We start from the raw sequence: 25,102 nt of genomic DNA, 5'->3' as shown, positions 1-25,102 counted from the left end.
GGGTCGAGGCCGGAGCCGGAGGAGGTGACGGCGTCGGCCGGCACGTCGTCGGGGCTGACCGGGTGGCCGGCGACGGAGTTGTCCTTGACGACCGCGGCCTTGGCGGCGGTGACCCAGTCGATCAGGTCCTTGTTGTCGCCGGAGCGGTTGGTCGCCCCGGAGAGGATGATCTTGTACTGGGTGTTGACGCTGTTGCTGCCGAGACCGTTGGACGGGCGGGGCTGGAACCACTTGAGGTCCGGGTCCGCCGTCTCCTGGCCGTCCTTGAGGGGCAGGTCGTAGCGCTGGCCGATCAGCTCGGAGCCGACCACCTTGCCGTCGCTGCTGACCTCGGAGCCGTTGGCCTTGTGGGAGAAGAGCGCCTGGGCGACACCGGTGACCGCGAGCGGGTAGATGACGCCGCAGACCAGGGTGAGGACGAGCAGGGCCCTCAGACCGGCCAGCAGCAGCCGGGTCGTGTTTCCTACGGAGGTGTTCATGCCGATCAGCCGATTCCGGGGATGAGGGAGATGATCAGGTCGATGATCTTGATGCCGATGAACGGGGCGATCAGGCCGCCGAGGCCGTACATCCCGAGGTTGCGCCGGAGCATGCTGTCCGCGCCGGCCGGCCGGTAGCGGACGCCCTTGAGGGCGAGCGGCACCAGCGCGACAATGATCAGCGCGTTGAAGATGACGGCGGACAGGATCGCTGACTCCGGGGAGTCGAGCCGCATGATGTTGAGCTTGTCCAGCCCCGGGTAGACCACCGCGAACATGGCCGGGATGATCGCGAAGTACTTCGCGACGTCGTTGGCGATGGAGAACGTGGTGAGCGCGCCCCGGGTGATCAGGAGCTGCTTGCCGATCGCGACGATCTCGATCAGCTTGGTGGGGTTGGAGTCCAGGTCCACCATGTTCCCGGCCTCCTTGGCGGCCGAGGTGCCCGTGTTCATCGCCACGCCGACGTCGGCCTGCGCGAGCGCGGGGGCGTCGTTCGTACCGTCACCGGTCATCGCGACGAGCTTGCCGCCCGCCTGCTCCCGCTTGATGAGGGCCATCTTGTCCTCGGGCGTCGCCTCGGCGAGGAAGTCGTCGACCCCCGCCTCCTCGGCGATAGCCTTCGCGGTCAGCGGGTTGTCCCCGGTGATCATCACCGTGCGGATGCCCATCCGGCGCAGCTCGTCGAACCGCTCCCGCATGCCCTCCTTGACCACGTCCTTCAGGTGCACCACACCAAGGACACGGGCGCCGTCGGCGTCGTCGACCGCCACCAGGAGCGGGGTGCCGCCGGCCTGCGAGATCCGGTCGGTCAGCGCCTGGGCGTCGTCCGCGACGGTGCCGCCGCGCTCCTTGACCCAGGCCACCACCGAGCCGGTCGCGCCCTTGCGGACGCAGCGGCCGTCCACGTCCACGCCCGACATGCGGGTCTGGGCGGTGAACTCGACCCAGACGGCGTGCGCCAGCTCACCGCGGTGGCGTTCGCGCAGTCCGTAACGGTCCTTGGCGAGGACCACGATCGAGCGGCCCTCGGGGGTCTCGTCGGCGAGCGAGGAGAGCTGGGCGGCGTCGGCGAGCTCCGCCTCGGTCACCCCGGTGACCGGGAGGAACTCGGCGGCCTGGCGGTTGCCGAGGGTGATGGTGCCGGTCTTGTCGAGCAGCAGCGTCGACACGTCGCCCGCGGCTTCGACCGCCCGGCCGGACATGGCCAGGACGTTGCGCTGCACCAGCCGGTCCATACCGGCGATACCGATCGCCGAGAGCAGCGCACCGATCGTGGTCGGAATCAGACAGACCAGCAGGGCGGCCAGCACGATCATCGACTGCTTGCTGCCCGCGTAGATCGCGAACGGCTGCAGGGTCACGACGGCGAGCAGGAAGACGATCGTCAACGACGCCAGCAGGATGTTCAGCGCGATCTCGTTCGGCGTCTTCTGCCGCGCCGCGCCCTCGACCAGGTTGATCATCCGGTCGATGAAGGTCTCGCCCGGCTTCGTCGTGATCTTGATGACGATGCGGTCGGAGAGGACCTTCGTGCCGCCGGTGACCGCACTGCGGTCACCGCCCGACTCACGGATCACCGGAGCCGACTCGCCCGTGATCGCGGACTCGTCGACGGAGGCGACGCCTTCGACGACGTCACCGTCGCCGGGGATGATGTCACCGGCCTCGCAGACGACCAGGTCGCCGATGCGCAGTTCGGTGCCGGGGACGCGCTCCTCGCGCGGCCCGTCCAGCCGGCGGGCGATCGTGTCGGTCTTGGCCTTGCGCAGGGTGTCGGCCTGCGCCTTGCCGCGGCCCTCGGCCACCGCCTCGGCGAGGTTGGCGAAGATCGTCGTCAGCCAGAGCCAGGCCGTGATGGCCCAGCCGAACCAGTCGGTGGGGTCCGTGGCCGCGAGCACGGTGGTGAAGACCGAGCCGATCAGCACCACGAACATGACCGGGGACTTGACCATCACCCGGGGATCGAGCTTCCGGACCGCCTCCGGGAAGGAGGTGAGCAGCTGCTTCGGGTCGAAGAATCCTCCGCCGACGCGGGCCGCGGGCTTCTGGTCCGCCTGTTCGTCCGGGTGCGGCGCGGGGGCCGTGGTCAGGGTGGACATCGTGTCCTCTTGCGGGGTTCGTGTGGTCATGACGCCAGCCCCTCGGCGAGCGGGCCCAGGGCCAGGGCCGGGAAGTAGGTCAGGCCGGTGACGATCAGGATGGCGCCGACCAGGAGGCCGCTGAAGAGCGGCTTGTGGGTGCTGAGGGTGCCGGTGGTCTCCGGTACGGGCTTCTGCTCGGCCAGCGAGCCGGCGAGAGCCAGCACGAAGACCATCGGTATGAACCGGCCGAGGAGCATCGCGAGACCGATGGTGGTGTTGAACCACTGGGTGTCGGCGTTCAGGCCCGCGAACGCGGAGCCGTTGTTGTTGGCGCCGGAGGTGTACGCGTAGAGGATCTCGGAGAAGCCGTGGGCGCCCGAGTTCGTCATGGAGTTCGGCGGGGTGGGCAGCGCCATCGCCACGGCGGTGAAGCCGAGCACCAGGGCGGGGACGATCAGGATGTAGCAGGCGGCGAGCTTGATCTCGCGGGTGCCGATCTTCTTGCCCAGGTACTCCGGTGTGCGGCCGACCATCAGACCGGCGATGAACACCGCGATGATCGCCATGATCAGCATGCCGTAGAGGCCGGAGCCGACCCCACCGGGCGCGATCTCGCCGAGCTGCATGCCCAGCATGGTGATGCCGCCGCCGAAGCCGGTGAACGAGGAGTGGAACGAGTCGACCGCACCGGTGGAGGTGAGCGTGGTGGCGACCGCGAAGATCGAGGAGCCGCCGATGCCGAACCGGTTCTCCTTGCCCTCCATCGCGCCGCCCGCGATGTCGAACGCGGGGCCGTGGTGGGCGAACTCCGTCCACATCATCAGGGCGGTGAACCCGACCCAGATGACGGCCATCGTCGCGAGGATCGCGTAACCCTGCTTGAGGGAGCCGACCATCCGCCCGAAGGTGCGGGTGATCGCGAAGGGGATGACGAGGATCAGGAAGACCTCGAAGAGGTTGGTGAAGCCGTTGGGGTTCTCGAAGGGGTGGGACGAGTTGGCGTTGAAGTAACCGCCGCCGTTCGTTCCCAGCTCCTTGATGACCTCCTGCGAGGCGATCGCCCCACCGTTCCACTGCTGCGAGCCGCCCATGAACTGGCCGACGTCGTGGATGCCGGAGAAGTTCTGGAGGGCGCCGCACGCGACCAGCACCAGGGCGCCGAGCACCGCGATCGGCAGCAGGATGCGGACGGTGCCGCGGACCAGGTCGGCCCAGAAGTTGCCGAGCTCACCGGTACGGGACCGGGCGAAACCGCGGACGAGCGCGACGGCGACGGCCATGCCGACGGCGGCGGAGACGAAGTTCTGCACCGCGAGGCCGCCGGTCTGTACGACGTGGCCCATGGCCTGCTCGCCGTAGTACGACTGCCAGTTGGTGTTGGCGACGAAGGACGCCGCCGTGTTGAACGCCTGGTCCGGATCGATCGAGACGAATCCGAGGGAACCGGGCAGGCTGCCCTGGAGCCGCTGGAGCAGGTAGAGGAAGAGCAGGCTCACCGCGGAGAAGGCGAGGACGCCGCGCAGATAGGCGGGCCAGCGCATCTCCGTGTTCGGGTTGGCGCCGATGGCCCGGTACATCCACTTCTCGACGCGCAGGTGCTTGTCGGAGGAGTAGACGCGTGCCATGTGGTCGCCGAGGGGGCGGTAGGCGAGGCCCAGTGCGACGATCATCGCGAGCAGCTGGAGCACACCGGCAAGGACGGGACTCATGTCGGGCTAGAACCTCTCCGGGTACAGAAGGGCGAGGACGAGGTAGCCCAGCAGGGCGACGGCCACGACGAGGCCGACGATGTTCTCGGCAGTCACAGCTTCGCCACCCCCCTGGCGATGAGGGCCACCAGCGCGAAGACCGCGATCGTGGTGACGACGAAGGCCACGTCGGCCATCGTGTGCTCCTAGATGAGGTTCGGTTTCTCGGACGTGACGAGCAAACCTCCGGCCAGAGCTTTTGACGCCCCCGTTGATGCCTTCCATACGAGGACGGGCACTCCCTTGACGGCGCCCTTACGTGGCCGATACGCGCCCCTGACGACCGGCCCGGCGCGGCGTGTGGTGGCACGCGAAACCACCCGCGGAACCAGGGGCGCGCACGCATGGGAAAAGGCCGGTGGGCCGCACCCCCGGTTCACGGGGAATGCGGCCCACCGGCCTGAAAAGGCTGCCCGAAAGCTGCCCGAGAAGCTGTAGGTCCGTCCGTACGGACCGCGCGCGGATCTAGCGGATCTCGCTGATCTCCGGTCCGCGCTGGAGCTGGCCCATGCCGCCGGAGAACTTGGAGCTCTCCTGCTCCTCCTGCTGGACACCCTCGGGCACCATCTGGGCGTCGTTGGGGAGCTTGAGGACGATCGGGTCGCGGGGGGCCATCGGGCCCTCGCCACGGACGACCACGGTGTCCCGGAAGATCTGCTCCAGGAGACCGGCGGCCTGCGGCTGCACGGCACCCTGGCCCGAGATCACGCCGCGCAGGAACCACCGGGGCCCGTCGACGCCGACGAAGCGCACCAGCTGGACGCCGTTCTTCCCGTCGGGAAGCTGTACGGGTACCTGGGCGCGCAGCTCCCAGCCGAGCGGGCCCTCGACCTCGTCGATGATCCCGCCCTGCTTGGTGATGCCCGAGGCGATCTCCTCGCGGACCTCGCCCCAGATGCCCTCCTTCTTGGGGGCGGCGAAGGCCTGCAGCTGGATCGCGCTGTCGCGCAGCACCACGGTGGCGGCGACGATCGCGTCCCCGGCCACCTCCACCCGGAGTTCCATGCCCTCGACTCCGGGCACGAAGACGCCGCCCAGGTCGACCCGGCCCTCGCCGGGCCTGGAGACCTCGGAGACGTCCCAGGGTCCGTCCGGCCGCGGGGCCGGCGGAAGGTTCGTCCGACGAGCGCTCACCGCGTCGTCGGCACCATCGAGCTCGTCGGCGACCTGCTCGGTCTCGCGCGCTTCGTCCACCGCGTCCTCGGCGGAACCACTCTTCTTGCGACGTCCGAACACGTCACTGTCCTTCCCGGTCGGATACGACCGAAGCGTAGTTGTTCCCACCCGGGGTGATACCGCCCCCGACACCGTCCACCGCGGCATGGCCGCCGGTGGACCCGAATCCCCCTTCGGCCCGTGCCGAGCCGGGAAGTTCCGCGACCTCGTGGAAGCGCACCTTCTCGACCTGCTGGACGATCAACTGGGCAATCCGGTCGAAACGCTCGAACCGCACGGTCTCGCGCGGGTCGAGGTTGACGACGATCACCTTGATCTCTCCACGGTACCCGGCATCCACCGTCCCCGGGGCATTCACGAGGGCTACTCCGCAGCGGGCCGCGAGGCCGGAGCGGGGGTGCACGAAGGCCGCGTAGCCGTCCGGCAGGGCGATCGACACACCGGTCGGCAGCACCGCGCGCTCCCCCGGGGCGAGTTCCGCCGCCTCGGTGGTCACCAGGTCGGCACCGGCGTCGCCGGGGTGGCCGTAGGCGGGAACCGGGACCTCCGGATCCAGGCGCCGGAGAAGGACGTCGACGGGAGGGCGGGTCACGGGTTCACCTCGAAGGCTCGGGCACGCTTGATCTGGTCGGGGTCGGCCATCGCCGCGCGGATCTCGTCGGGGCGGCCGTTGTCGATGAAGTGGTCGACCTTCACCTCGACGAAGAGGGCGTCGGCCCGCACCGCGACGGGGCCCTCGGGGCCGCCGATCCGGCCGGTGGCGGTGGAGTAGATCTTCCTGCCGTGCACGGCGACGACCCGCGCGTCCAGATGCAGCACGGTCCCCACCGGCACGGGCGCCGAGAAGTCGGTCTCCAGCCGGCCGGTGACCGCGATGACCCGCAGCAGCCAGCTCAGCGAGCCGAGCGTCTCATCCAGCGCCGTCGCGAGCACCCCGCCGTGCGCCAGACCCGGCGCGCCCTGGTGCTCGGGGCGGACGGTGAACTCGGCGGTCACGCTCACGCCCTCGCCGGCCCGGGCCGCGAGGTGCAGGCCGTGGGGCTGCTCGCCGCCGCAGCCGAAACAGTGTTCGTAGTGCGAGCCGAGAAGCTGCCCGGGCGCGGGCGCGTCGGGATGCCGCACGGGTGCCACCGCGTCGGCCGGGGGTGTCAGAGCTGCAGATGTTCCACTCACACGCGCAGACCTTACCCGCGAGCCCGACCGCGGGTCTCGCCGTGCCAAGCTTGTTCCCATGCAGCCTTCCGTACCGCCCTTCGACGAACGCCTCACCGCACCCCGCACCTGGTGGCTCATCGCCTTCGGGGTGGGGGTGGCCTGCGCGCTGATGCTCCTGCCGCTCGGCGGCCTGTTCCTGCTCGCGGGGCTGGTCGGCGGCACGGCGGCGACGGCGGTCGTGGTCAGCTCCTACGGCTCCGTCCGCATCCGGGTCGTCGCGGACTCCCTGGTCGCCGGGGAGGCCCGGATCCCGCTCTCGGCGCTCGGGGACGCCGAGGCGCTGGACGCGGAGGAGGCCCGGGCCTGGCGCACGTACAAGGCGGACGCCCGCGCATTCATGCTGCTGCGCGGCTACATCCCGACGGCGGTGAAGGTGAAGGTGACCGACCCCGCGGACCCCACGCCCTATCTCTACCTCTCGACGCGTGAGCCGGAGGCTCTGATCGCGGCGCTCTCCACCTCCACGACGCCGGTCGCGGCACAGGACTGAGCGCCCGGCGCCGGAAACCGGCGCGAGGGGCAGGGGACCACCGGCCGGCGCGGGGGAATGCCTAGGCGTGAAAGGGCGGCTCGCCCGGGACGGGAGAAGCGCGGATCGCGCGCCTCCTCAGCGGCCCTCCGCCTCCGGCGGGAGGACGATGGGCCCGGCGGGCTGTTCCAGCGCGGGGAGCTCGGTGAGCCGGTCCCAGGGGACCTGCTGCTTCCGCAGGTCCTTCCTGATGTGCCCGGCCAGCTTCCGGGTGTCACGGCGGTTCATCGCCGCGCCCACGGCCGCGCCGATCATGAAGGGGATCAGGTTGGGCAGATCGCGCGCCATGCGCTTGGTGATCTGCTGGCGCAGCTCGCGTTTCATCTGGCCGCCCAGGGCCGCGTTGAGCGTGACCGGGCGGGTGACGTCGATACCGCGCTCCTCCGTCCAGGACGTGAGGTAGGCGGTGCTGCGCTGGGTGAGATTGCCCTGGGGGCGTCTGCCGTAGATCTCGTGGAGTTCGGCGACGAGCTTCAGCTCGATCGCGGCGACCCCGGTGATCTCCGCCGCCAGCTCGGCGAGCATGGCAGGGGGTACGGGCATCATGGCCGCGGCCCCGATGCCGGCGCCCACGGCCGCGGTGGCCTTGCTCGCGCCCGCGATCAGGCGGTCCGCGATCTCCTCGGGACCGAGTCCCGGGAAGTGGCGGCGGAGCGTGGCGAGGTCGCGCACGGGGACACGGGGAGCCGTGTCGATGATCCGGTCGGCCAGATGTCCGGCGACCGCCCTCGCGCTCTCCCCGCCCTTGTGCACTCCCCGTTTCAAAGCGTTCAGCGGTCCGGTCCGGGCCGCCCGGGGTGCCGGAGTCCCCTGGTCACCGGTCTCCCCGGCCTGTCCGGCCCCGTCCGGCAGGCCGGCCGCCGGGGCCACTTCGAGCGAGGCCGGATGGCCCCGCTCGTCGTCGGTCGTGCCGGAGGGGTCGTGCGGGGCCTTGTGACGCCCGTCAGGGGCACTCAAGCCTTCTGCCGGGCCCGTACCGCCCTCATTCGCCTCCGGCCCTTCACTGCGCCGTGAGCGCCGCTTCCGGAACGGTCTGTCGCCTGTCACGGCGGGCCTGCCTCAGTCGCAGTCGCGGCAGATCGGCTGGCCGTTCTTCTCACGAGCCAGCTGGCTGCGGTGGTGCACGAGGAAACAGCTCATGCAGGTGAACTCGTCGGCCTGCTTGGGCAGGACGCGAACGGCGAGTTCTTCGTTGGACAGGTCCGCGCCGGGCAGTTCAAGGCCCTCCGCGGCGTCGAACTCGTCGACGTCGACGGCGGACGCGGTCTTGTCGCTCCGCCGTGCCTTCAGCTCTTCCAGGCTGTCCTGATCGACGTCGTCGTCGGTCTTGCGTGGGGTGTCGTAATCCGTTGCCATGTCGCTCTCCCCCTCTTGGGTGTCTGCGGGTGTCTCAGCGCACGTAACGCGTGAGAGGCCGGACTTGTGCCCGACCTGAGGCGGAGATTTTGCCTCACATCAAGGTCTGTTACTCAATCGACACCCGAACCGGCCGCCGCTGAGCGGTCGTCTTGGGTGGCGAAGGGGACCGTACACGGTCCGGATGCCGGGCTTCACGGGTGCCACCCCGTGTACTTCCCGTGATACCACCCCCCGAAAACCCGGGCGTTTCCCGGCTTTACGCCCGTAGGGAGCTCACGGAGAGTAGATGCGTCCCCTGAGGCCCCTGTGATCGATCACACAGGGACAAACCGGTGACGCATCACGAAAATTCCGCTCAAAGCGAAAGCGATGGACCCTCCCCCTGATCGCTTCGTGACGCTTTTCAGACGGGCAGAGTGACGCGCATCACGAGACCGCCCCCCTCTCGGGGCTCCGCGATGATACGGCCTCCGTGGGCCCGCGCCACGGATCTCGCGATCGACAGGCCGAGACCGACTCCCTTGTCGCTCCCCGTCCGCTCCGTGCGGAGCCTCCGGAACGGCTCGAAGAGGTTGTCGATCTCGTACGCGGGCACCACGGGACCCGTGTTCGAGACCACCAGCAGCGCCTGCCCCGGGCCGAAGTGGGTGGTGACCTCCACCCAGCCGTCCTCCGGGACGTTGTAGCGCACCGCGTTCTGTACGAGGTTCAGGGCGATCCGCTCCAGCAGGACGCCGTTGCCCTGAACGACGGCGGGTCCGCGCTCGCCGCGGATCTCCACGCCCTTCTGGGCCGCCTCCGCGCGCGCCTGGTCGATGGCGCGGTCGGCGACCTCGGCCAGATCGACCGGTTTCCGCTCGACGATCTGGTTCTCGCTCCTGGCGAGCAGCAGCAGGCCCTCCACCAGCTGCTCGCTGCGCTCGTTGGTGGCGAGCAGCGTCTTGCCCAGCTGCTGGAGTTCGGGAGGGGCCCCGGGGTCGGAGAGGTGGACCTCCAGCAGGGTGCGGTTGATCGCCAGCGGGGTCCGCAACTCGTGCGAGGCGTTGCCGACGAACCGCTGCTGTGCGGTGAACGCGCGCTCCAGGCGGTCCAGCATCTCGTCGAAGGTGTCCGAGAGCTCCTTGAGCTCGTCGTCCGGCCCGTCCAGCTCGATCCTGCGCGACAGGTCCGTCCCGGCCACCCTGCGGGCGGTACGGGTGATCCTGCCGAGCGGGGAGAGGACGCGGCCCGCCATCGCGTAACCGAAGGCGAACGCGATGATGCTGAGCCCGACGAGCGCCAGCAGGGCCCGGTTCAGCAGACTGTCCAGCGCGTGCTGGCGCTGGGACGCCGTGCAGGCCTTGATGCCGTCGTTGAGCTGGTCGTTGTTCTGCGAGACCGCCAGCTGCGGACACGTAGGGCTGGAGATCCGGACGTTGGTGCCGGACACCTGGAAGGCGGGGCCTCCCGCGTCGTGCAGGGCCTGCGCGGCCAGCATGTAGATGATCGCGAGCAGCACGATGCCCGCGATCAGGAACATCCCGCCGTAGAGGAGTGTCAGCCGTATCCGGATGGTGGGACGCAGCCAGGGCGAGGTGGGGTCCTGCTGCTTGGGGTCCCAGGTGGGTTTCGGGGGCGCCGAGAGCGGCGTGGAGGACGTGGCCATCTGGTCGCTCAGATCCGGTAACCGGAACCGGGGACGGTGACGATGACCGGGGGCTCACCGAGTTTGCGGCGCAGCGTCATGACGGTCACCCGTACGACGTTGGTGAAGGGGTCGGTGTTCTCGTCCCACGCCTTCTCCAGCAGCTGCTCGGCCGAGACCACCGCGCCCTCGCTGCGCATCAGCACCTCCAGCACGGCGAACTCCTTCGGCGCGAGCTGGATCTCCTGCTCGCCCCGGAAGACCTCGCGGCGGTTGGGGTCGAGCTTGATGCCGGCCCGCTCCAGGACGGGCGGCAGCGCCACCGTCGTACGGCGGCCCAGCGCGCGGACCCGCGCGGTCAGCTCGCTGAAGGCGAAAGGCTTGGGGAGGTAGTCGTCGGCCCCCAGCTCCAGTCCTTCGACCCGGTCGCTGACGTCCCCGGAAGCGGTGAGCATGAGGACCCGGGTGGGCATGCCCAGCTCGACGATCCTGCGGCAGACGTCGTCCCCGTGGACGAGTGGCAGGTCCCGGTCGAGGACCACGACGTCGTAGTCGTTGACCTCGACCCGTTCCAGGGCCGCCGCTCCGTCGTAGACCACGTCGACGGCCATCGCCTCGCGGCGGAGTCCGGTGGCCACCGCGTCGGCGAGCAGCTGCTCGTCCTCGACGACGAGTACGCGCACGGCACTGTCCCTTCTCAGATGTCGTTCCCGCGGACGTTCCGCACGTCCGGGAACGGCCCGGCCGGCCCCTTGTCGGGGCACGTCGGGCCGACTGTTCGCGACCATCCTGCCCGCAACGCCCATAAACCGGCGGTAAGGCGGCCCACGGCGACCTGCGGATTCGAGACGGATCGAAGAAGGGGGCATATTCGCGGGCGAGTTGAGGTTTCTCCCTCTGCGGGCCCGGGGAGGACGCATCTACACCCGCGATCACGCCACGTACGTGGCTCGCCACTGCCGTCCCTTTTCCCGGAGGGGCCGCGTGACCGACGGCACTCGGGACCAGGCCCGAGAAATCCCGGCACACCCCCGTGCCACCGACCCACGCCGAGGGGGCGCTTCATGGACGCTTTCACCGCAGGTCTGCTTCACCGCATCAGGACGACCGAGTCCGACCTCACCCGTGCCCGCGAGACGGGCGACGACTTCCTCGCGGACGTCGAGCAGAGTGAGCTGGACGATCTGCTGCGCCTCGCCGCCGAACACGGCGTCGAGACCGGCGCCACCACCGTCTGACCCGAGAACGACCCGCACCCGCACACCGGACCCGAGAGCCGCACGCACCACCGAGCCGCACTCACCACCGCGGATCACGCACCATCGAGCCTCACGCACCATCGAGCCGCAGCACCGGAGCCCCACCGCCGCGGATCACCCGCATCACGTGGGAACGCCCGCCGGATCCTCCTGAAGGGGATCCGGCGGGCGTTCTCGCGTGTCCGGGCCCGGTCGGCATCAGTCGTGCCAGGCACCCAGCTCTTCGAGGATGGCCTGGAGCGGCTCGAAGACGCCCGGCGAGGCGGCGACCGTCAGGTCCCCGTCGGCCGGCAGCCCCGGACGCCCGCCGGTGAGCGCGCCGGCCTCGCGGGCGACGAGGTCGCCGGCGGCCAGGTCCCAGGGGTGGAGTCCGCGTTCGTAGTAGCCGTCGAGCCTTCCCGCCGCCACGTCGCACAGGTCGATGGCGGCCGAGCCCCCGCGCCGGATGTCCCGCAGCCGGGGGATGAGCCGCTGGGCCACGTCGGCCTGATGGGTGCGGACGGTGGCGACGTAGTTGAAGCCGGTCGACACGAGCGCCTGGTCCAGCGGCGGCGCGGGGCGGCAGCGCAGCGCGGTGCCGTTCACGTACGCGCCGCCGCCGCGCACCGCGTGGAAGGTCTCGCCGCGCATCGGCGCCTCGACCACGCCCACGACCCGCTCCCCGTCGAGTTCGGCGGCGATCGAGACCGCCCAGGTCGGCAGGTCGTAGAGGTAGTTCACCGTCCCGTCCAGCGGGTCGATGACCCAGCGGACGCCACTGGTCCCCTCACGGCTCGCGCCCTCCTCGCCGAGGAAGCCGTCCTGGGGGCGGTGCTCGGAGAGGTAGCCGGTGATCAGCTTCTCGGCGGCGATGTCCATTTCGGTGACGACGTCGATGGGGCTCGACTTGGTGGCGGCCACGCCCAGGTCGGCGGGGCGGCCGTCGCGCAGCAGGGCGCCCGCGCGGGTGGCGGCGGTTCGCGCGAGGTCGAGGAGTTCGGTGAGCAGGGGGTCGGTCACGGCGCTCCCAGGGGATCGGGGTCGGGCACGGGCATCGGCGGTGGGACGGCGGGCCGGCTCCCGCCCGGCTGTCCGGGGCGGGGCGGCGGCGCGGTCAGGAGAACGGGCTGTCGGCGCCCGCGGCGGCCGGCTTCGGCGCGCGCGCCGGGCAGCAGCCGACCGGGCAGAGGTCGTGCGAGGGGCCGAGGGCGCCGAGCGCGCAGCGGTCCACGCGGTACCCCTGTTCGGTGGCGGCGCGCTCCAGCACGAGGTCGCGGACGGCGGCGGCGAAACGCGGGTCGGCTCCGACGGTGGCGGACCGGCGGACGGGCAGTCCGAGCTCGGCGGCCTTGGCGGTGGCCTCGGTGTCGAGGTCGTAGAGAACCTCCATGTGGTCGGAGACGAACCCGATGGGGACCATCACGACCGCCGGGACGCCGTCGCCGTGCAGGGACTCCAGGTGGTCGCAGATGTCGGGTTCCAGCCACGGGATGTGCGGGGCGCCGCTGCGGGACTGGTAGACGAGCTGCCAGGGGTACGCGACGCCGGTCTCCTCGCGCACCGCTTCGACGATCGCCCGGGCGACGTCGAGGTGCTCGGCGACGTAGGCCCCGCCGTCGCCGTGGTCCTCCACCGGCCCGGAGGTGTCGGCCGCCGACACCGGGATGGAGTGCGTGGTGAACGCCAGGTGGGCCCCGGCGCGCTCCTCGTCGCCGAGGCTCGCGAGCGAGGCGAGCACCCCGTCGATCATGGGCCGGACGAAGCCGGGGTGGTTGAAGTAGTGGCGCAGTTTGTCCACGCGCGGCACCGTCAGGCCCTCGGCCCGCAGGGTCTCCAGCGCGTCGGCGAGGTTCTCGCGGTACTGCCGGCATCCCGAGTAGGAGGCGTAGGCGCTGGTCGCGAGGGTGAGGATGCGGCGGTGTCCGGCCTCGGTCATCTCGCGGAGGGTGTCGGTCAGGTACGGGGCCCAGTTGCGGTTGCCCCAGTGGACCGGGAGGTCGAGGCCGTGGTCGGCGAAGTCCTTGCGCAGGGCCTCCAGGAGGTCCCGGTTCTGGCCGTTGATCGGGCTGACGCCGTCGAAGAGGAAGTAGTGCTTGCCGACCTCCTTCAGCCGCTCCTCGGGGATGCCCCGGCCACGGGTGACGTTCCGGAGGAACGGAACCACGTCGTCCGGGCCTTCGGGGCCGCCGAAGGAGAGCAGCAGCAGGGCGTCGTAGGGAGCGGGGTCGCGCAGATCGGACATGGCTCCGATCCTGCCATCCGCCGGCGGGAGCATCGCAACCGACATCCGTCCGGACCGCCGGGGCGGGGTGGGCGGGGGGTGCGCGCCGCGGCCGTGAGTATGATCCCCCTCCAACTGGCCGGGGACACGCCGTTCCTGGCCGCGGCGCTCCATGCCCCGGGCCTGAGGGCTGTCGCGTGATCCGCGTGGATCGGTGTGCCCCGGACCAGTACCCGGGTGCACCCCGAAAGCGGCGTCCGGGCGGCGGGCCCGGTGGTGGGAGCGCTCGCGGCCGTTTCGGCGCTCCGGGGTATCGGCGGCTCGCGGGCCGGCGCAGACGGGAAGGCGTGGGGAAGATGACCAGCACCGACGCGACGACGACCGCGTGGCGCAACTGGGCGGGGAACGTCACCGCCCGGCCGGTACGGGAGGTCTCGCCCGCCTCCGTGGAGGAGCTCGCCGCCGCCGTGCGCCGGGCCGCCGAGGACGGGCTGCGGGTGAAGCCGGTCGGCACCGGTCACTCCTTCACGGCGGCGGCAGCCACCGACGGGGTGCTCGTCCGCCCCGACCTGCTCACCGGCATCCGCGGGATCGACCGCGAGGCGATGACGGTCACCGTGGAGGCGGGCACTCCGCTCAAGCGGCTCAACGCCGCTCTCGCCCGGGAGGGCCTGTCGCTCACCAACATGGGCGACATCATGGAGCAGACGGTCGCCGGGGCGACCTCCACCGGCACGCACGGCACCGGGCGCGATTCGGCGTCCATCGCCGCGCAGATCCGGGCCCTGGAGCTGGTCACCGCGGACGGCACGGTGCTGCGCTGCTCCGAGCGGGAGAACCCGGACGTCTTCGCGGTCGCCCGGATCGGGCTCGGTGCGCTGGGCGTGATCACCGCGATCACCTTCGCGGTGGAGCCGGTCTTCCTGCTGACCGCCCGTGAGGAGCCGATGACGTTCGACGCGGTGACCTCCGGCTTCGACGAGCTGGTCGTCGAGAACGAGCACTTCGAGTTCTACTGGTTCCCGCACACCGGGAACTGCAACACCAAGCGCAACAACCGCAGCGCCGGCCCCACCGCCCCGCCCGGCCGGATCAGCGGCTGGATCGAGGACGAGCTCCTCTCCAACGGGGTCTTCCAGGTGGCCTGTTCGGTGGGCCGGGCCTTCCCGGCGGCCATTCCCTCGATCGCCCGGATCTCCAGCCGGGCCCTGTCGGCCCGTACGTACACCGACATCCCCTACAAGGTGTTCACCAGTCCGCGCCGGGTGCGCTTCGTGGAGATGGAGTACGCCCTTCCGCGCGAGGCGGCCGTGGCCGCGCTGCGGGAGGTCAAGGCGATGGTGGACCGGTCGCCGCTGCGGATCAGCTTCCCTGTGGAGGTCCGCACCGCGCCCGCCGACGACATAGCGCTCTCCACGGCGTCCGGCCGGGAGAGCGCCTACATCGCCGTCCACCTCTACCGGGGCACGCCCCACCAGGCGTACTTCACCGCGGTCGAGCGGATCATGACGGCGCACGGCGGCCGCCCGCACTGGGGCAAGGTGCACACCCGGGACGCCGGGTACCTCGCGGAGGCATACCCGCGCTTCGGGGAGTTCACGGCGGTACGCGACCGGCTCGACCCGGACCGGGTGTTCGGCAACGACTACCTGCGGCGCGTGCTGGGCGACTGATGGGCCGTCGCACAGGACGGAGCCCCGGCCGCCGCCCTCACGGGCAGGCGGCCGGGGCTCCGTCGGCAGCCGGGTACGGGTGCGGGTCACTCCCCGCCGGCGGCCGGGTCCTGCGTGGCCGTGCCGGTGCCGTCGGCGGTCTGCTCGGGCGCGGTGCTCGCGCCGTCGCCGGACGGAGCGGGCGCCGGTGTCTGCGAGGGCTCCGGGGTGGTGGCGCCGTCGGTCGGCGAGGGGGCGGGGGTGGTGGCCGCGCCGCCGTCGGTCGGCGAGGGGGCGGGAGTGGTGGCCGCGCCGTCTCCGTCCTGGCCGGTCCCGGTGCCGGGGGTGGCGCTCGGTCCGGTGCCGGACTGTTCGTCGCCGGTGCCGGTGCTGGATTCCGTACCGGCCGGCGGTCGCGGATCGGCCGTGCGCGCGTCGCCGCCCCGGACGACGGAGCCCACGGTCGTACCGTTGCCGCCGCTGAGGTCGTTGCCCGAGACCAGCTCGAAGCCGGTGATCCCGAGCATCGACACCACGAAGACCACGACGGCCGCCACGACGGGCTTCCGCCGGCTGCGGCGGGCGGTGCCGTGGGTGGTAGCCGCCGAGAACCCCTCGTCCGGTCCGGTCTCCCCCGGGGGCAGGCCGGGGCCGGTGATCCGCAGCTGCCGGGTGGCGTCGTCCGGATCGTCCGCCGGGACGGGAACGGCCCGCAGCAACCGGGTCCGGTCGGTGTCCGCCCCGGCGGACGGGCGGAGCGTCCGCGTCGGGTCCGGATCGACGGGACGGGTGCGGTCGATCAGCCGGGTGCGCTCCAGCAGCCGGGTGCTGTCGCTCGCCTGCGTACGGTCGATCAGCCGGGTGCCGGCGAGATCGCCGTCGGCACCTGCCGGGACGTACGCGGCGCCGCGGCGGCCGCGTGTCGTCTCGCGGGTCCGTACGGCGACCTGACGGCCTCCCGGATTGGTCACCTGCACGGTGACTTCGCGGATCTGCTCGCCCGTGCGGCGGAAGAAGTGCTGGAAGACGGAGCCTCCGCAGGTGGCGACGATGCTCATCACGCCCGCGCCCAGGATCGTTCCGTACACCCCCAGCTGCGAGGCCGCCACGGCGGCCGCGACCGCGGCCACGGCGCTGCCGGCGACCTGCGGCACATTCAGGTCTATACGCCTTTCCTTCGGTTTTATGTCGCTTTCCGGCTTCTGAACCATTACCAGCCCTTGCTTGACATCTCTCCCACCATGCAACAGGAAGAGACCTTTGGGCGGAGTAGATAGTTCCGTTTCTGGTGATTCTGTGAAGCAGGACACGCGGCAGGGGCAAACGGGCGGCGAATGGGTATCTCCACCCTCATGCCCGCCGTCAACCAACGTCGCCGAGGACACCCGTCGACAACTCGGACGGCGTGCCGGTCCACCCCGGTGGCCCGAATGGAGTACTGTGACGAGCCCTGGGGCCGGACTCCCGCAAGGGTGATCCGGGTCCTGCGGGAGGGGGCCGAAGGCGGCACTCGAACCGGCGGCGCCGACGCATCGCACGGAGACTCGTCGCACAGGGCGACCGCACTGGTCGTTCTGCGTCACCATGGGTAACCGTGTCACGAAGGCGTACCAGGGCCAAGGCCCGACACACGCCGGGCAACTTGGCAAGGTTGTGGCAGGCTGCACCCGGGCAGGCCACACTCGACTAGCGGAAGCAGCGACGCACGTGACGTCGGCAGGCACCACCCGGGAGGTCCCCATGCCCGAACTGCGTGTCGTGGCCGTCTCCAACGACGGCACACGACTGGTGCTCAAGGCTGCGGACAGCACGGAGTACACGCTTCCGATCGACGAGCGTCTCCGTGCCGCGGTGCGCAACGACCGCGCGCGGCTCGGACAGATCGAGATCGAGGTGGAGAGCCACCTCCGCCCGCGGGACATCCAGGCCCGGATACGAGCCGGTGCCTCCGCCGAGGAGGTCGCCCAGTTCGCCGGGATCCCCGTCGACCGTGTCCGCCGCTTCGAGGGCCCCGTGCTCGCGGAGCGCGCCTTCATGGCCGAGCGGGCCCGGAAGACTCCCGTACGCCGTCCCGGCGAGAACACCGGCCCCCAGCTCGGCGACGCGGTGCAGGAGCGTCTGCTGCTGCGCGGCGCGGACAAGGAAACGGTTCAGTGGGACTCCTGGCGCCGCGACGACGGCACCTGGGAAGTACTGCTGGTCTACCGCGTCGCGGGCGAACCGCACTCGGCGAGCTGGACCTACGACCCGCCGAGGCGGCTGGTCCAGGCCGTCGACGACGAGGCGCGCTCGCTCATCGGCGAGTCGGACGTCACCGCTCCGGAGCCGAGCTTCCCGTTCGTACCGAGGATCGCCCGGCTGCCCCGGGACCGGCCGCTGGACCGGCCGTTGGACCGCGCCCTGGACCGGCAGATGGACCGGCACGCCGAACCGGAGGAGTTCTCCGCCCCGACGGCCGCCGAACGCGATTCGCTGACCAGCCTGCTGGAGGCGGTACCGAGCTTCCGGGGCGACATGGTCGTACCGGAGCGCCCCTCGCAGCCGGAGCCCGCGGCGATCGAACCGGCCGCCGAGGAGCCCGCGGCGGACGAGCCGCCGGCCGCCGCCGCGTCGGCGGGTGCCGGGTCCGCGTACGCCGACGTGCTGATGCCCCGTGCCGTCGCGGGTCACCGCGACCGGCTCACCGGCACCACCGACCGTCAGGCGGAGGCGGACGGCGTCCGCCCGGGCCGCCGGGCCGCGGTGCCCAGCTGGGACGAGATCGTCTTCGGGACCCGGCGCAAGAAGCAGGACTGAGACGCGAGACCGAGCAGACGGCCGGAGGGGCGCACGCGCAGCGCGTGCGCCCCTCCGGCCGTTCGCCTACTGGGGCTCCGGTCCGGTCGCGACCGGGCGGGACTCGTCGGAGGACCACTCCGACCAGGAGCCCGGGTACAGCGCCGCCCGCAGCCCCGCGATCTCCAGCGCGAGCACCTCGTGGGCTCCGGAGACGCCCGAGCCGCAGTAGACGCCGATCTCCCCGTCCCCGGAGGCACCGAGGGCGGCGAAGCGTTCGGCGAGCTGACCGGCCGGCAGGTATCGGCCGTCCTCGCCCACGTTCTCGCCGGTCGGGGCGGACAGGGCGCCCGGGATGTGGCCGCCCACCCGGTCGATGGGTTCGACGTCACCCCGGTAGCGCTCGCCCGCGCGCGCGTCGAGCAGTACGCCGGTACGGGCCAGGGCCGCCGCGCCGTCGGCGTCGAGCACCGGCAGCGCCCCGGGCTTCGGCCGGAAATCGCCCTCGTGGGGGCGCGGGACGTCGGTGGACAGCTCGCCGTCCCACGCCGCGAGACCCCCGTCCAGCACCCGGACGTCCTCGTGCCCCGCCCAGCGCAGCAGCCACCAGGCGCGGGCCGCGGCCCAGCCCTGGCCGCCGTCGTAGACCACCACGGGCCGGTCCGGGGAGACTCCCGCCCGGCGCATCGCGGCGCCGAAGCTCTCCGGGTCGGGCAGCGGATGACGGCCGCCACCGGTTCCGGCCGGTCCGGCCAGCTCGGTGTCCAGGTCGACGTAGACGGCGCCGGGGAGGTGCCCCTCCTCGTACGCGGCCCGGCCGTTGGGGCCGCCCAGCTGCCAGCGGACGTCGAGGAGCACGGGCGGGCGGGGCCCCGCCGACTCGCCCGCGTATTCGGATGCGGTGATGATGGGCTTCATGAGGGCCATCCTCGCGCAGCGACCGGCCCCGGCGTGTGGCGTCCGCGTGAACGCGGACGAGAGAACCGCCGTAGCGGATAAACCGGTCGAGTTCCGCCGAGAACGCGGAGCGCGCGGCGCGGCCGGTGCGTCTCCCGGCCCCGGTGGTGCGAGCATCGGAACGGGGCGGGACAGCGTTCACGAGCCGTACCGCACCCCTGGACGGCGGACCGGACCCGATCTGCCGCACGGCCACCGATGGTCCGAGGAGCGAAAGACGATGACCGAGGCTGTCTCCCGGCGCACGCCCGGCACCCCCTGCTGGGTGAGCCTGATCGTGCACGGCCTGAGCGCCACCCAGGACTTCTACGGCGCGCTCTTCGGGTGGGAGTTCAAGCCCGGCCCGGAGCAGCTCGGCCCGTACGTGCGCGGCCGGCTCCAGGGCGAGGAGATCGCGGGCATCGGCCAGCTGCCCCCGGACCGCCATCTGCCGATCGCCTGGACGACCTACCTCGCCACCGACGACGCGGACGCCACCGCCGAGACGATCCGGTCCTGCGGCGGCACGGTGGCGGTCGGCCCCCTCGACGCGGGCCCGGCGGGCCGTCTGGCCATCGTCTCCGACCCGAACGGAGCGGTCTTCGGCCTCTGGCAGGCCGCCCGGCACGCGGGAACGCGGTTGTGGGGCACTCCGGGCACCCCGGTCTGGAACGAGCTGGTCACCCGGGAGACGTCCTCGGTCGCCAAGTTCTACCAGGCGGTGTTCGGTTACGAGATCCAGGCGGTCGTCTCGGCCGACTTCGACTACCAGACCCTGCACCTGGACGGCCGTCCGGTCGCGGCCCTGCACGGAGTCGGGCACGCCCTGCCGCGCGACCGGGGGCCGCACTGGATGACGTACTTCGAGGTCGAGGACACCGACGAGACGGCCGCCCGGGTCGTCGAGCTCGGCGGGCACATCCTCCAGCCGCCGCGCGAGGGGACGAGCGGCCGGCTGGCCACGGTCTCGGACCCGGAGGGCGCGGTGTTCACCATCGTCCGGAGCGGCGAGAGCTGACCGACGGGCCGTCGGTTACCGACAGCCGTCGGTTCCGCTCCACATTGTGGGCGGGTGCGGGTCAGCGGTGGGGATCGTAGGTCAGCGCCTTGACCTGGCGCAGGGTCAGCACGGTCTCGGCGTCCCGCACTCCGGGGATCGCGCCGATGCGATCCGTCAGATACGCGTACAGCTCCTGGGTGGTCCGGCACTGGACGGCGGTGACGAGGTTCGCGCGGCCGCTGACCGCCGCCGCGAACCGCACCTCGGGGTGGGCCGCCAGAGTCCTTCCCACCGTGACCAGATCGCCCGGCGCCACCGTGAGCCAGAGCATGGCCCCCACGTCGTGGCCGAGCGGTTCGTGGTCGTACTCCACGTCGAAGTAGAGGACCCCGGTGCGGCGCAGCCGGTCCAGTCGCCGCTTGACCACGGATTCGGACTGGCCGGTCCTGCTCTGGAGTTCGGCCATCGGCGCCCGCCCGTCCCGGCGGAGGACGCCGATCAGCGCCTCGTCCACGCCGTCCAGGGCCACGGGCCCGGCGGGAGGTTCACCGAGTCCGGGCCGCAGCGCCTCCTCCTGCGCGGCGGTCAGGGCGCTGATCTTGCTGAGCCAGCCCAACGGGCCGCCGTAGAACGGGTTCAGTACGCAGTGGGCGCTGACCGAGACGACGCGCGGGGTGCGCGGCAGCCGTCCGAGCAGGAGTTCGTCGCATTCCTGCTGGGTGCGCGGCCTCATGGCGCACATGACCTCGGTGCCGCCGGACATGAGCCCGATCCAGGAGGTGTCCGCGCGGCGCGCGAGCGCGGTGGCGAGCGGTTCCGCGGCATCGGGCGTGCAGCGCAGCCGGACGATCCAGCTCGGCCGCCCGAGCCTGGTCTCGTCGGTCATCCCGAGCACCCGGAAGCCGGTTTCGCGGCGCAGCCCGGTGAAGCGGCGGGCGACGGTCTTGTCCGAGACGCCGAGGACTTCGGCGATCCGGACGAAGGAGGCCCGGCCGTCCAGTTGAAGGGCCTGCATCACCTTCAGGTCCAGGGCGTCGGGCAGGGCCACCGTCGTTCTCCGATCCGTCTCGTTGCCGTCCGGGCCCTACGACGGCCCGCCCCCACAGCATGCCTGCTCGTCCGGGACATGCCGGTGGGGGCGGGGGTGCGTTTTCCCCCCCCGGGTGGGGCGCCGGGCGGGGGCACAGGGACCGCGCGGGTTCGTCAGGCGTTGGTGCGTGCCTCGCCCGCGGCGGCCTCGGGAGCGCTTCCGGAAATGCCTCCGGGAGCGCTTCCGGCGGCGGGTGCGAAGGGGGCTGACCGACGGGGGCGCAGGGTGACCGCCGCGACGATCGCGCCGCAGAGCATGAGGACGGCCGAGACGACGAGGCAGAGGTGGAGGCCGTCCACGAAGGAGAGCGAGAGCGCGTGGAGGGCACGCCCCGTGTCGGCGCCCAGCGGCATTCCGGCGACGGCTTCGAGGCCGCCGCGGTCGACGGCCTCGGTGATACGGGTGCCGGTCGTCCCCGTCAGCCCCTGATCGGCCAGGTGCGCGGGGAGGGCTCCCACGGCTTTGGTGGTCAGCAGCGCGCCCAGGATGGCGGGGCCGAGAGCGGCGCCTACCTGGCGGAAGGCGTTGTTCCCCGCCGCCGCCATCCCGGCCTGGTGCGGGGGCACGGATCCCACGGCGGTGGCGGTGATGCAGGGGAAGGCGATGCCCAGGCCGATGCCGAGCAGGGCGAGCCGCCAGGCCAGCGAGGCGAAGGTGGTGTCGATGCCGATCGTGGTGAGCGTGCAGAGTGCCACGGTGGTGATCAGCAGCCCGCCGGTGATGAGCAGGCGGGCCGAGAGCCGCTGGGTGAGCCGGCCGAAGACGGCGCCCAGCAGGATCGGCATGATCGTGACCATGAGGAGGCGCAGGCCCGCTTCCAGGGTGCTGAGCTGCTGCACCATGCCGAAGTAGAGGCTGAGCACGAAGAAGAAGCCGATCAGCCCGAGGAAGCTGATCATGACCACCAGGGTCGAGCCGGTGAAGGCCTGGCTGCGGAAGATCCGCAGGTCGAGCATCGGGCTGTCGCTGCGGCGCTCCGCCAGGACGAAGGCGGTCCCGCCGATCACCGCGAGCGCCAGGGCGACGACGACCTGCGGCTCGGTGAAGGAGGTGGCGCCGCCTTCGATGACCCCGTAGACGAGGGCCGTGATGGCCACGGCCGCGGTGATCTGGCCGGGCCAGTCGAGCTTGCGGGGGTACGGCGACCTGGACTCGTCGAGCAGGCGCGCACCGGCGGCCATCGCGGCGAGGGAGAGCGGGATGGGCAGGAGGAAGATCCACCGCCACTGGGCGTGCGCGGTGATCGTGCCGGCGATCAGCGGGCCGACGGCGAGCGCCCCCATGAGGCAGGTCGTCCACAGGCCGATGAACTTGCCGCGTTCGCGGTGGTCGGGGACGACGTGGCTGATGAGGGCCAGGGTCATGGGCAGCAGGGCGGCGGCTCCGGCCCCGGAGAGGGCCTGCCCGACCCAGATCACGGCGATCGACTGGGCGCAGAGCGAGACCGCGGCACCGACGGCGCAGAGGGCGAGTCCGGCCTGGAAGACCTTCTTGCGCCCGTGCACGTCGCCGAAGACTCCGGCCGTCAGGATCAGGGCGGCCACCGGCAGGACGAAGGCGTCCGAGACCCACGAGAGGTCCGAGGTGGAGGCACCGAGCGCGCCCTGGATGACGGGCAGGCTCACCGACACCGTCGTGACCGGGAAGTAGGCCACGAACACGCCTATGCAGGCCATGATCAGTGTGGCCGCGCGCCGGTCGGGGGCGCGGCCGGCGGTCCGGGGTGTGCTGTTCACGAAATCTCCTCCGCGGCGACGCCCGCCGCTGTCTGTCGATGCCAGACGGAACTATGCGGACGGAACCTCCCCGGAGCCAGCCGGTGGACCCGGAAGCCGGATTCTCGACGTTCAAGGGCCCGGAATGCCGAATTCTCGACATCTCGGGGCCGGGACAGCCTTCGGGTCCTGGGCGCACCGGCCCGTCGCCGGTGGCCCCCTCCGGACCGTCAGGAACAGTACGCGGGCGCCTCCTCCACGTTCGCCCGGGTGACGAGGCGGATCGGGGCGGAGGCGACCTTCTCGACGGCCCCGCCCGCCATCAGGCCGAGACTGTTCCGTACGGCCAGCTTCCCCAGGTCGGCCGCGGAGTTGGCCACCGTGGCGGAGAGCCGCCCGTCCTTCACCGCCGCGAGCCCCTCGTCGGTGCCGTTGACCGTGACGATCTTGACGTCGGCACCTGCGGCGTCGAAGACCTGCCGGGCGCTCAGGGCCATCTCCTCGTTCGCCACGAAGGCGTAGTCGAGGTCCGGATAGGCCTCGATCATGTCTCCCGCGGATTCACGGGCCTTGGCCGGGTCGAACAGCCCCGGGAGGTCCGAGACCAGTTTCGCGTTGGCGGGGAGAGCCTGCTCGAACCCGGCGACCATCAGGTCCGAGGCCGCGCCGGGGGCTCCGGCGATCACCCCGACCTCGACGTTCCGCCCCGCCGCGTCCTTCTCCACCCACCCCGCGTCGAGCGCGCCGAGCTTGCCGAGGTCCACGACCACCGCGCCGAGCACCCCCGAAAGGTCGTCCGGGCTCACCGAGGTGAGGAAGATCGGGACCCCGGCGGCCCGCGCCTTGGCCACGTCCACGTCCAGGGTGTTCACGTCGACGGTCTGGACGACCAGCGCGTCCACGCCCCGCGCGATCAGATCTTCGATGTTGGCGAGCTCGGTGACCGGGTTCTGCCGCGAATTGGCGACGACGAGGTGCACGTTCCGGGATCTCGCGGACTGCTCCATCGCCTTCTGCAGGCAGGTGTGGAAGACGGTGTCGGCTCCGTTGACGAAGCCGATCGTCGTCGAGCCGTCGTCCCCGCCCGTACCGGAGTCGGCCGGGGAACACCCCGTGGCCAGGGCGGCCAGCGCGGCTGCTGCGGCGAGCCGTCCGGGGAGGCTGCGCGGCGAAGAAGTCATGGTTCGGCCTTTTCTGCGGTGGGCGGAGGCACGAGGGAGGTGGGCCGCGCGGCCGGTCCCGGGCCGGCGTACGGCCCGGCCGGACCGGGGACGTGCCCGGACGGCCGGGCGCGGCGGGGCCGCCGGGCGGACGTGCCGAGGGAGCCGTCGCCGTCGTCCGGACGCCCCGGACGTCCGGCGGCGGCGCACAACGTAGCGCGCGGAAGGCCCGGCCAACCCCCGTACGGCGCGCAAGGTGTGCTTGCAGGGCACGGGACCGAGCGGCGGGGGCGGGCGCGCCGGAGAACCTACGCGGAGGCAAGGCGCGGTCAGGAGGGAACGGGGATCGGCGCGGGAACGTGGAGACAGGGCAGGCCAGCGCGGAGACCGGGCGCGGGAGCCGGGGCGGCGGCACGGGTCCAAGGCGCCCGGGGTCCCCGGCAGGCCCGGCCCGGTGGTCGTACGGGGGGCGCCGGTCAGACGCGCGCGTCCTGGAGGTAGTCGTAGTAGTTCTCGCCGCCCACCAGGACCGAGGTGACGTACGCCGGAAGCCCGTCGGCGTCCCGTTCGACCGCCTGCGAGGTCTGCCGGGTGAACCCGAGCGACACTCCGGGGATCACCGGGTACTCGGGGCGTGCGGTGTCGACCGTCCAGCCCCGTCCGGCGGCGTGCCGGAAGAGCTCCGCGGCGGGGGTGGTGAACACCTCGTCCTTCTCCAGCAGGACGCGCGTGCCGGAGGTGCGGCCCTCGCCGGGCCACCACAGCTCGGCGGCGGTGACGTGGGTCCCGTCGCCTTCGAGCAGTGCGTGTACGCCGACGTGGTCGAGGGTCCAGGAGACGGTCGCCGATTTCCTGCCCGGGCGCCGCAGCACCTCGGGTTCGCCCCAGGCCCGGGGCACGGCGGCGAGTACCTCGTCGAGCGTCATGCCCAGCAGGATCGGCGCGACTCCGCGCGGCGGGTCGAGTACCAGATCCATGGCCCGTCCTCAGTCCTTCGGCGCTCGCGCCTCGTCGGTCCAGCCCGTCGTGTCGGGGCTCACCCTGTACCGCTTCGGGCCCGTCCCCCGGAGCACGGCCCGGAACTCCTTGCCGTGCCGCAGG

Annotated in this window: 24 protein-coding genes; 5 read left to right on the top strand and 19 right to left on the bottom strand. The window is 71.8% G+C overall.

Translation table 11 applies throughout. From position 1 onward, the window contains the following. The 7 genes from ACWCWD_RS34640 to ACWCWD_RS34610 form a co-directional block, all read right to left on the bottom strand. Nucleotides 1–479: potassium-transporting ATPase subunit C (locus ACWCWD_RS34640; RefSeq protein ID WP_450779214.1), on the bottom strand; the 479-nt coding region annotated here is incomplete at its 3' end. Between the two features lie 5 nt (nt 480–484). After that, nucleotides 485–2,581 carry a potassium-transporting ATPase subunit KdpB gene (gene kdpB / locus ACWCWD_RS34635; protein ID WP_450779220.1) on the bottom strand — a complete coding sequence of 699 codons (2,097 nt, stop codon included), beginning with the start codon at nt 2,579–2,581 and terminating at the stop codon, nt 485–487. A 26-nt stretch (nt 2,582–2,607) separates the two neighbouring features. After that, nucleotides 2,608–4,272: a potassium-transporting ATPase subunit KdpA gene (gene kdpA, locus ACWCWD_RS34630; protein ID WP_450779212.1), complete on the bottom strand. Its 1,665-nt coding sequence runs from the start codon at nt 4,270–4,272 to the stop codon at nt 2,608–2,610. Nucleotides 4,273–4,278: 6 nt separating this feature from the next. Next, on the bottom strand, nt 4,279–4,368 hold the full coding sequence (gene kdpF / locus ACWCWD_RS34625; protein WP_078075662.1) for a K(+)-transporting ATPase subunit F: 90 nt from the start codon (nt 4,366–4,368) through the stop codon (nt 4,279–4,281). 408 nt (nt 4,369–4,776) lie between these two features. After that, complete coding sequence (locus tag ACWCWD_RS34620) at nt 4,777–5,547, bottom strand: DUF3710 domain-containing protein (RefSeq protein ID WP_390958132.1); 771 nt, start codon at nt 5,545–5,547, stop codon at nt 4,777–4,779. A 1-nt stretch (nt 5,548) separates the two neighbouring features. Then, entirely contained in the window at nt 5,549–6,079 is a 531-nt protein-coding gene (dut, locus tag ACWCWD_RS34615; protein WP_266709948.1) for a dUTP diphosphatase, read from the bottom strand. Further along, nucleotides 6,076–6,660, bottom strand: coding sequence for a PaaI family thioesterase (locus ACWCWD_RS34610; protein ID WP_450779209.1), 585 nt, complete (start codon nt 6,658–6,660; stop codon nt 6,076–6,078). The genes dut and ACWCWD_RS34610 overlap by 4 nt, the downstream gene beginning before the upstream one ends. 58 nt (nt 6,661–6,718) lie before the next feature. Here ACWCWD_RS34610 and ACWCWD_RS34605 point away from each other — a divergent pair, with 58 nt between their 5' ends. Further along, a complete protein-coding gene (locus tag ACWCWD_RS34605; RefSeq protein ID WP_450779207.1) occupies nt 6,719–7,192 on the top strand; it encodes a DUF3093 domain-containing protein in 474 nt (157 codons plus the stop codon). Nucleotides 7,193–7,309: 117 nt separating this feature from the next. Here the strand turns inward: ACWCWD_RS34605 and ACWCWD_RS34600 are convergent, their stop codons facing one another. The 4 genes from ACWCWD_RS34600 to ACWCWD_RS34585 all read right to left on the bottom strand — a co-directional run bounded on the left by ACWCWD_RS34600 (nt 7,310) and on the right by ACWCWD_RS34585 (nt 10,897). Beyond that, nucleotides 7,310–8,278, bottom strand: coding sequence for a hypothetical protein (locus ACWCWD_RS34600; RefSeq protein ID WP_450779205.1), 969 nt, complete (start codon nt 8,276–8,278; stop codon nt 7,310–7,312). Between the two features lie 12 nt (nt 8,279–8,290). Next, nucleotides 8,291–8,587: a DUF4193 domain-containing protein gene (locus ACWCWD_RS34595; protein WP_003965732.1), complete on the bottom strand. Its 297-nt coding sequence runs from the start codon at nt 8,585–8,587 to the stop codon at nt 8,291–8,293. A 406-nt stretch (nt 8,588–8,993) separates the two neighbouring features. Then, on the bottom strand, nt 8,994–10,235 hold the full coding sequence (locus tag ACWCWD_RS34590; protein ID WP_450779203.1) for a sensor histidine kinase: 1,242 nt from the start codon (nt 10,233–10,235) through the stop codon (nt 8,994–8,996). 8 nt (nt 10,236–10,243) lie between these two features. Beyond that, entirely contained in the window at nt 10,244–10,897 is a 654-nt protein-coding gene (locus ACWCWD_RS34585; protein ID WP_450779201.1) for a response regulator transcription factor, read from the bottom strand. Nucleotides 10,898–11,278: 381 nt separating this feature from the next. On the opposite strand from ACWCWD_RS34585, the gene ACWCWD_RS34580 reads away from it, so the two are divergent. Beyond that, the gene (locus ACWCWD_RS34580; RefSeq protein WP_327178405.1) at nt 11,279–11,452 is read left to right on the top strand and encodes a hypothetical protein; all 174 of its coding nucleotides are present in this window, start codon (nt 11,279–11,281) and stop codon (nt 11,450–11,452) included. Between the two features lie 219 nt (nt 11,453–11,671). On the opposite strand, the gene ACWCWD_RS34575 is transcribed toward ACWCWD_RS34580, so the two are convergent. After that, nucleotides 11,672–12,472, bottom strand: coding sequence for an inositol monophosphatase family protein (locus ACWCWD_RS34575; protein ID WP_450779198.1), 801 nt, complete (start codon nt 12,470–12,472; stop codon nt 11,672–11,674). 94 nt (nt 12,473–12,566) lie between these two features. Then, on the bottom strand, nt 12,567–13,694 hold the full coding sequence (locus ACWCWD_RS34570; protein ID WP_450779196.1) for a ferrochelatase: 1,128 nt from the start codon (nt 13,692–13,694) through the stop codon (nt 12,567–12,569). Nucleotides 13,695–14,029: 335 nt separating this feature from the next. On the opposite strand from ACWCWD_RS34570, the gene ACWCWD_RS34565 reads away from it, so the two are divergent. Continuing rightward, nucleotides 14,030–15,346 (top strand): D-arabinono-1,4-lactone oxidase, encoded by a 1,317-nt coding sequence (locus tag ACWCWD_RS34565; protein WP_450779194.1) that lies wholly within the window; start codon nt 14,030–14,032, stop codon nt 15,344–15,346. 86 nt (nt 15,347–15,432) lie between these two features. Here ACWCWD_RS34565 and ACWCWD_RS34560 read toward each other — a convergent pair whose 3' ends face one another. Then, the gene (locus ACWCWD_RS34560; protein WP_450779192.1) at nt 15,433–16,536 is read right to left on the bottom strand and encodes a hypothetical protein; all 1,104 of its coding nucleotides are present in this window, start codon (nt 16,534–16,536) and stop codon (nt 15,433–15,435) included. Between the two features lie 529 nt (nt 16,537–17,065). Here ACWCWD_RS34560 and sepH point away from each other — a divergent pair. Next, nucleotides 17,066–18,121: a septation protein SepH gene (gene sepH / locus ACWCWD_RS34555; RefSeq protein WP_450779190.1), complete on the top strand. Its 1,056-nt coding sequence runs from the start codon at nt 17,066–17,068 to the stop codon at nt 18,119–18,121. 66 nt (nt 18,122–18,187) lie between these two features. Here the strand turns inward: sepH and ACWCWD_RS34550 are convergent, their stop codons facing one another. Further along, entirely contained in the window at nt 18,188–19,018 is an 831-nt protein-coding gene (locus ACWCWD_RS34550) for a sulfurtransferase (RefSeq protein ID WP_450779188.1), read from the bottom strand. Between the two features lie 259 nt (nt 19,019–19,277). Between ACWCWD_RS34550 and ACWCWD_RS34545 the strand changes: the two genes are divergently transcribed. Beyond that, nucleotides 19,278–20,054, top strand: coding sequence for a VOC family protein (locus tag ACWCWD_RS34545; protein WP_450779186.1), 777 nt, complete (start codon nt 19,278–19,280; stop codon nt 20,052–20,054). Nucleotides 20,055–20,115: 61 nt separating this feature from the next. On the opposite strand, the gene ACWCWD_RS34540 is transcribed toward ACWCWD_RS34545, so the two are convergent. From ACWCWD_RS34540 to ACWCWD_RS34525, 4 genes are all read right to left on the bottom strand, one after another. Then, complete coding sequence (locus tag ACWCWD_RS34540; RefSeq protein ID WP_450779185.1) at nt 20,116–21,084, bottom strand: Lrp/AsnC family transcriptional regulator; 969 nt, start codon at nt 21,082–21,084, stop codon at nt 20,116–20,118. Nucleotides 21,085–21,239: 155 nt separating this feature from the next. After that, nucleotides 21,240–22,802, bottom strand: coding sequence for an MFS transporter (locus ACWCWD_RS34535; RefSeq protein ID WP_450779218.1), 1,563 nt, complete (start codon nt 22,800–22,802; stop codon nt 21,240–21,242). 269 nt (nt 22,803–23,071) lie between these two features. Next, nucleotides 23,072–24,022, bottom strand: coding sequence for a sugar ABC transporter substrate-binding protein (locus tag ACWCWD_RS34530; protein WP_450779183.1), 951 nt, complete (start codon nt 24,020–24,022; stop codon nt 23,072–23,074). 455 nt (nt 24,023–24,477) lie between these two features. After that, complete coding sequence (locus ACWCWD_RS34525) at nt 24,478–24,978, bottom strand: hypothetical protein (RefSeq protein WP_450779181.1); 501 nt, start codon at nt 24,976–24,978, stop codon at nt 24,478–24,480. Nucleotides 24,979–25,102: the final 124 nt, after the last annotated feature.

The organism is Streptomyces sp. NPDC001493, assembly GCF_053597235.1.
Note: the sequence above shows the minus strand (reverse complement) of the source record. Positions and strands in the feature narration are given on the sequence as shown.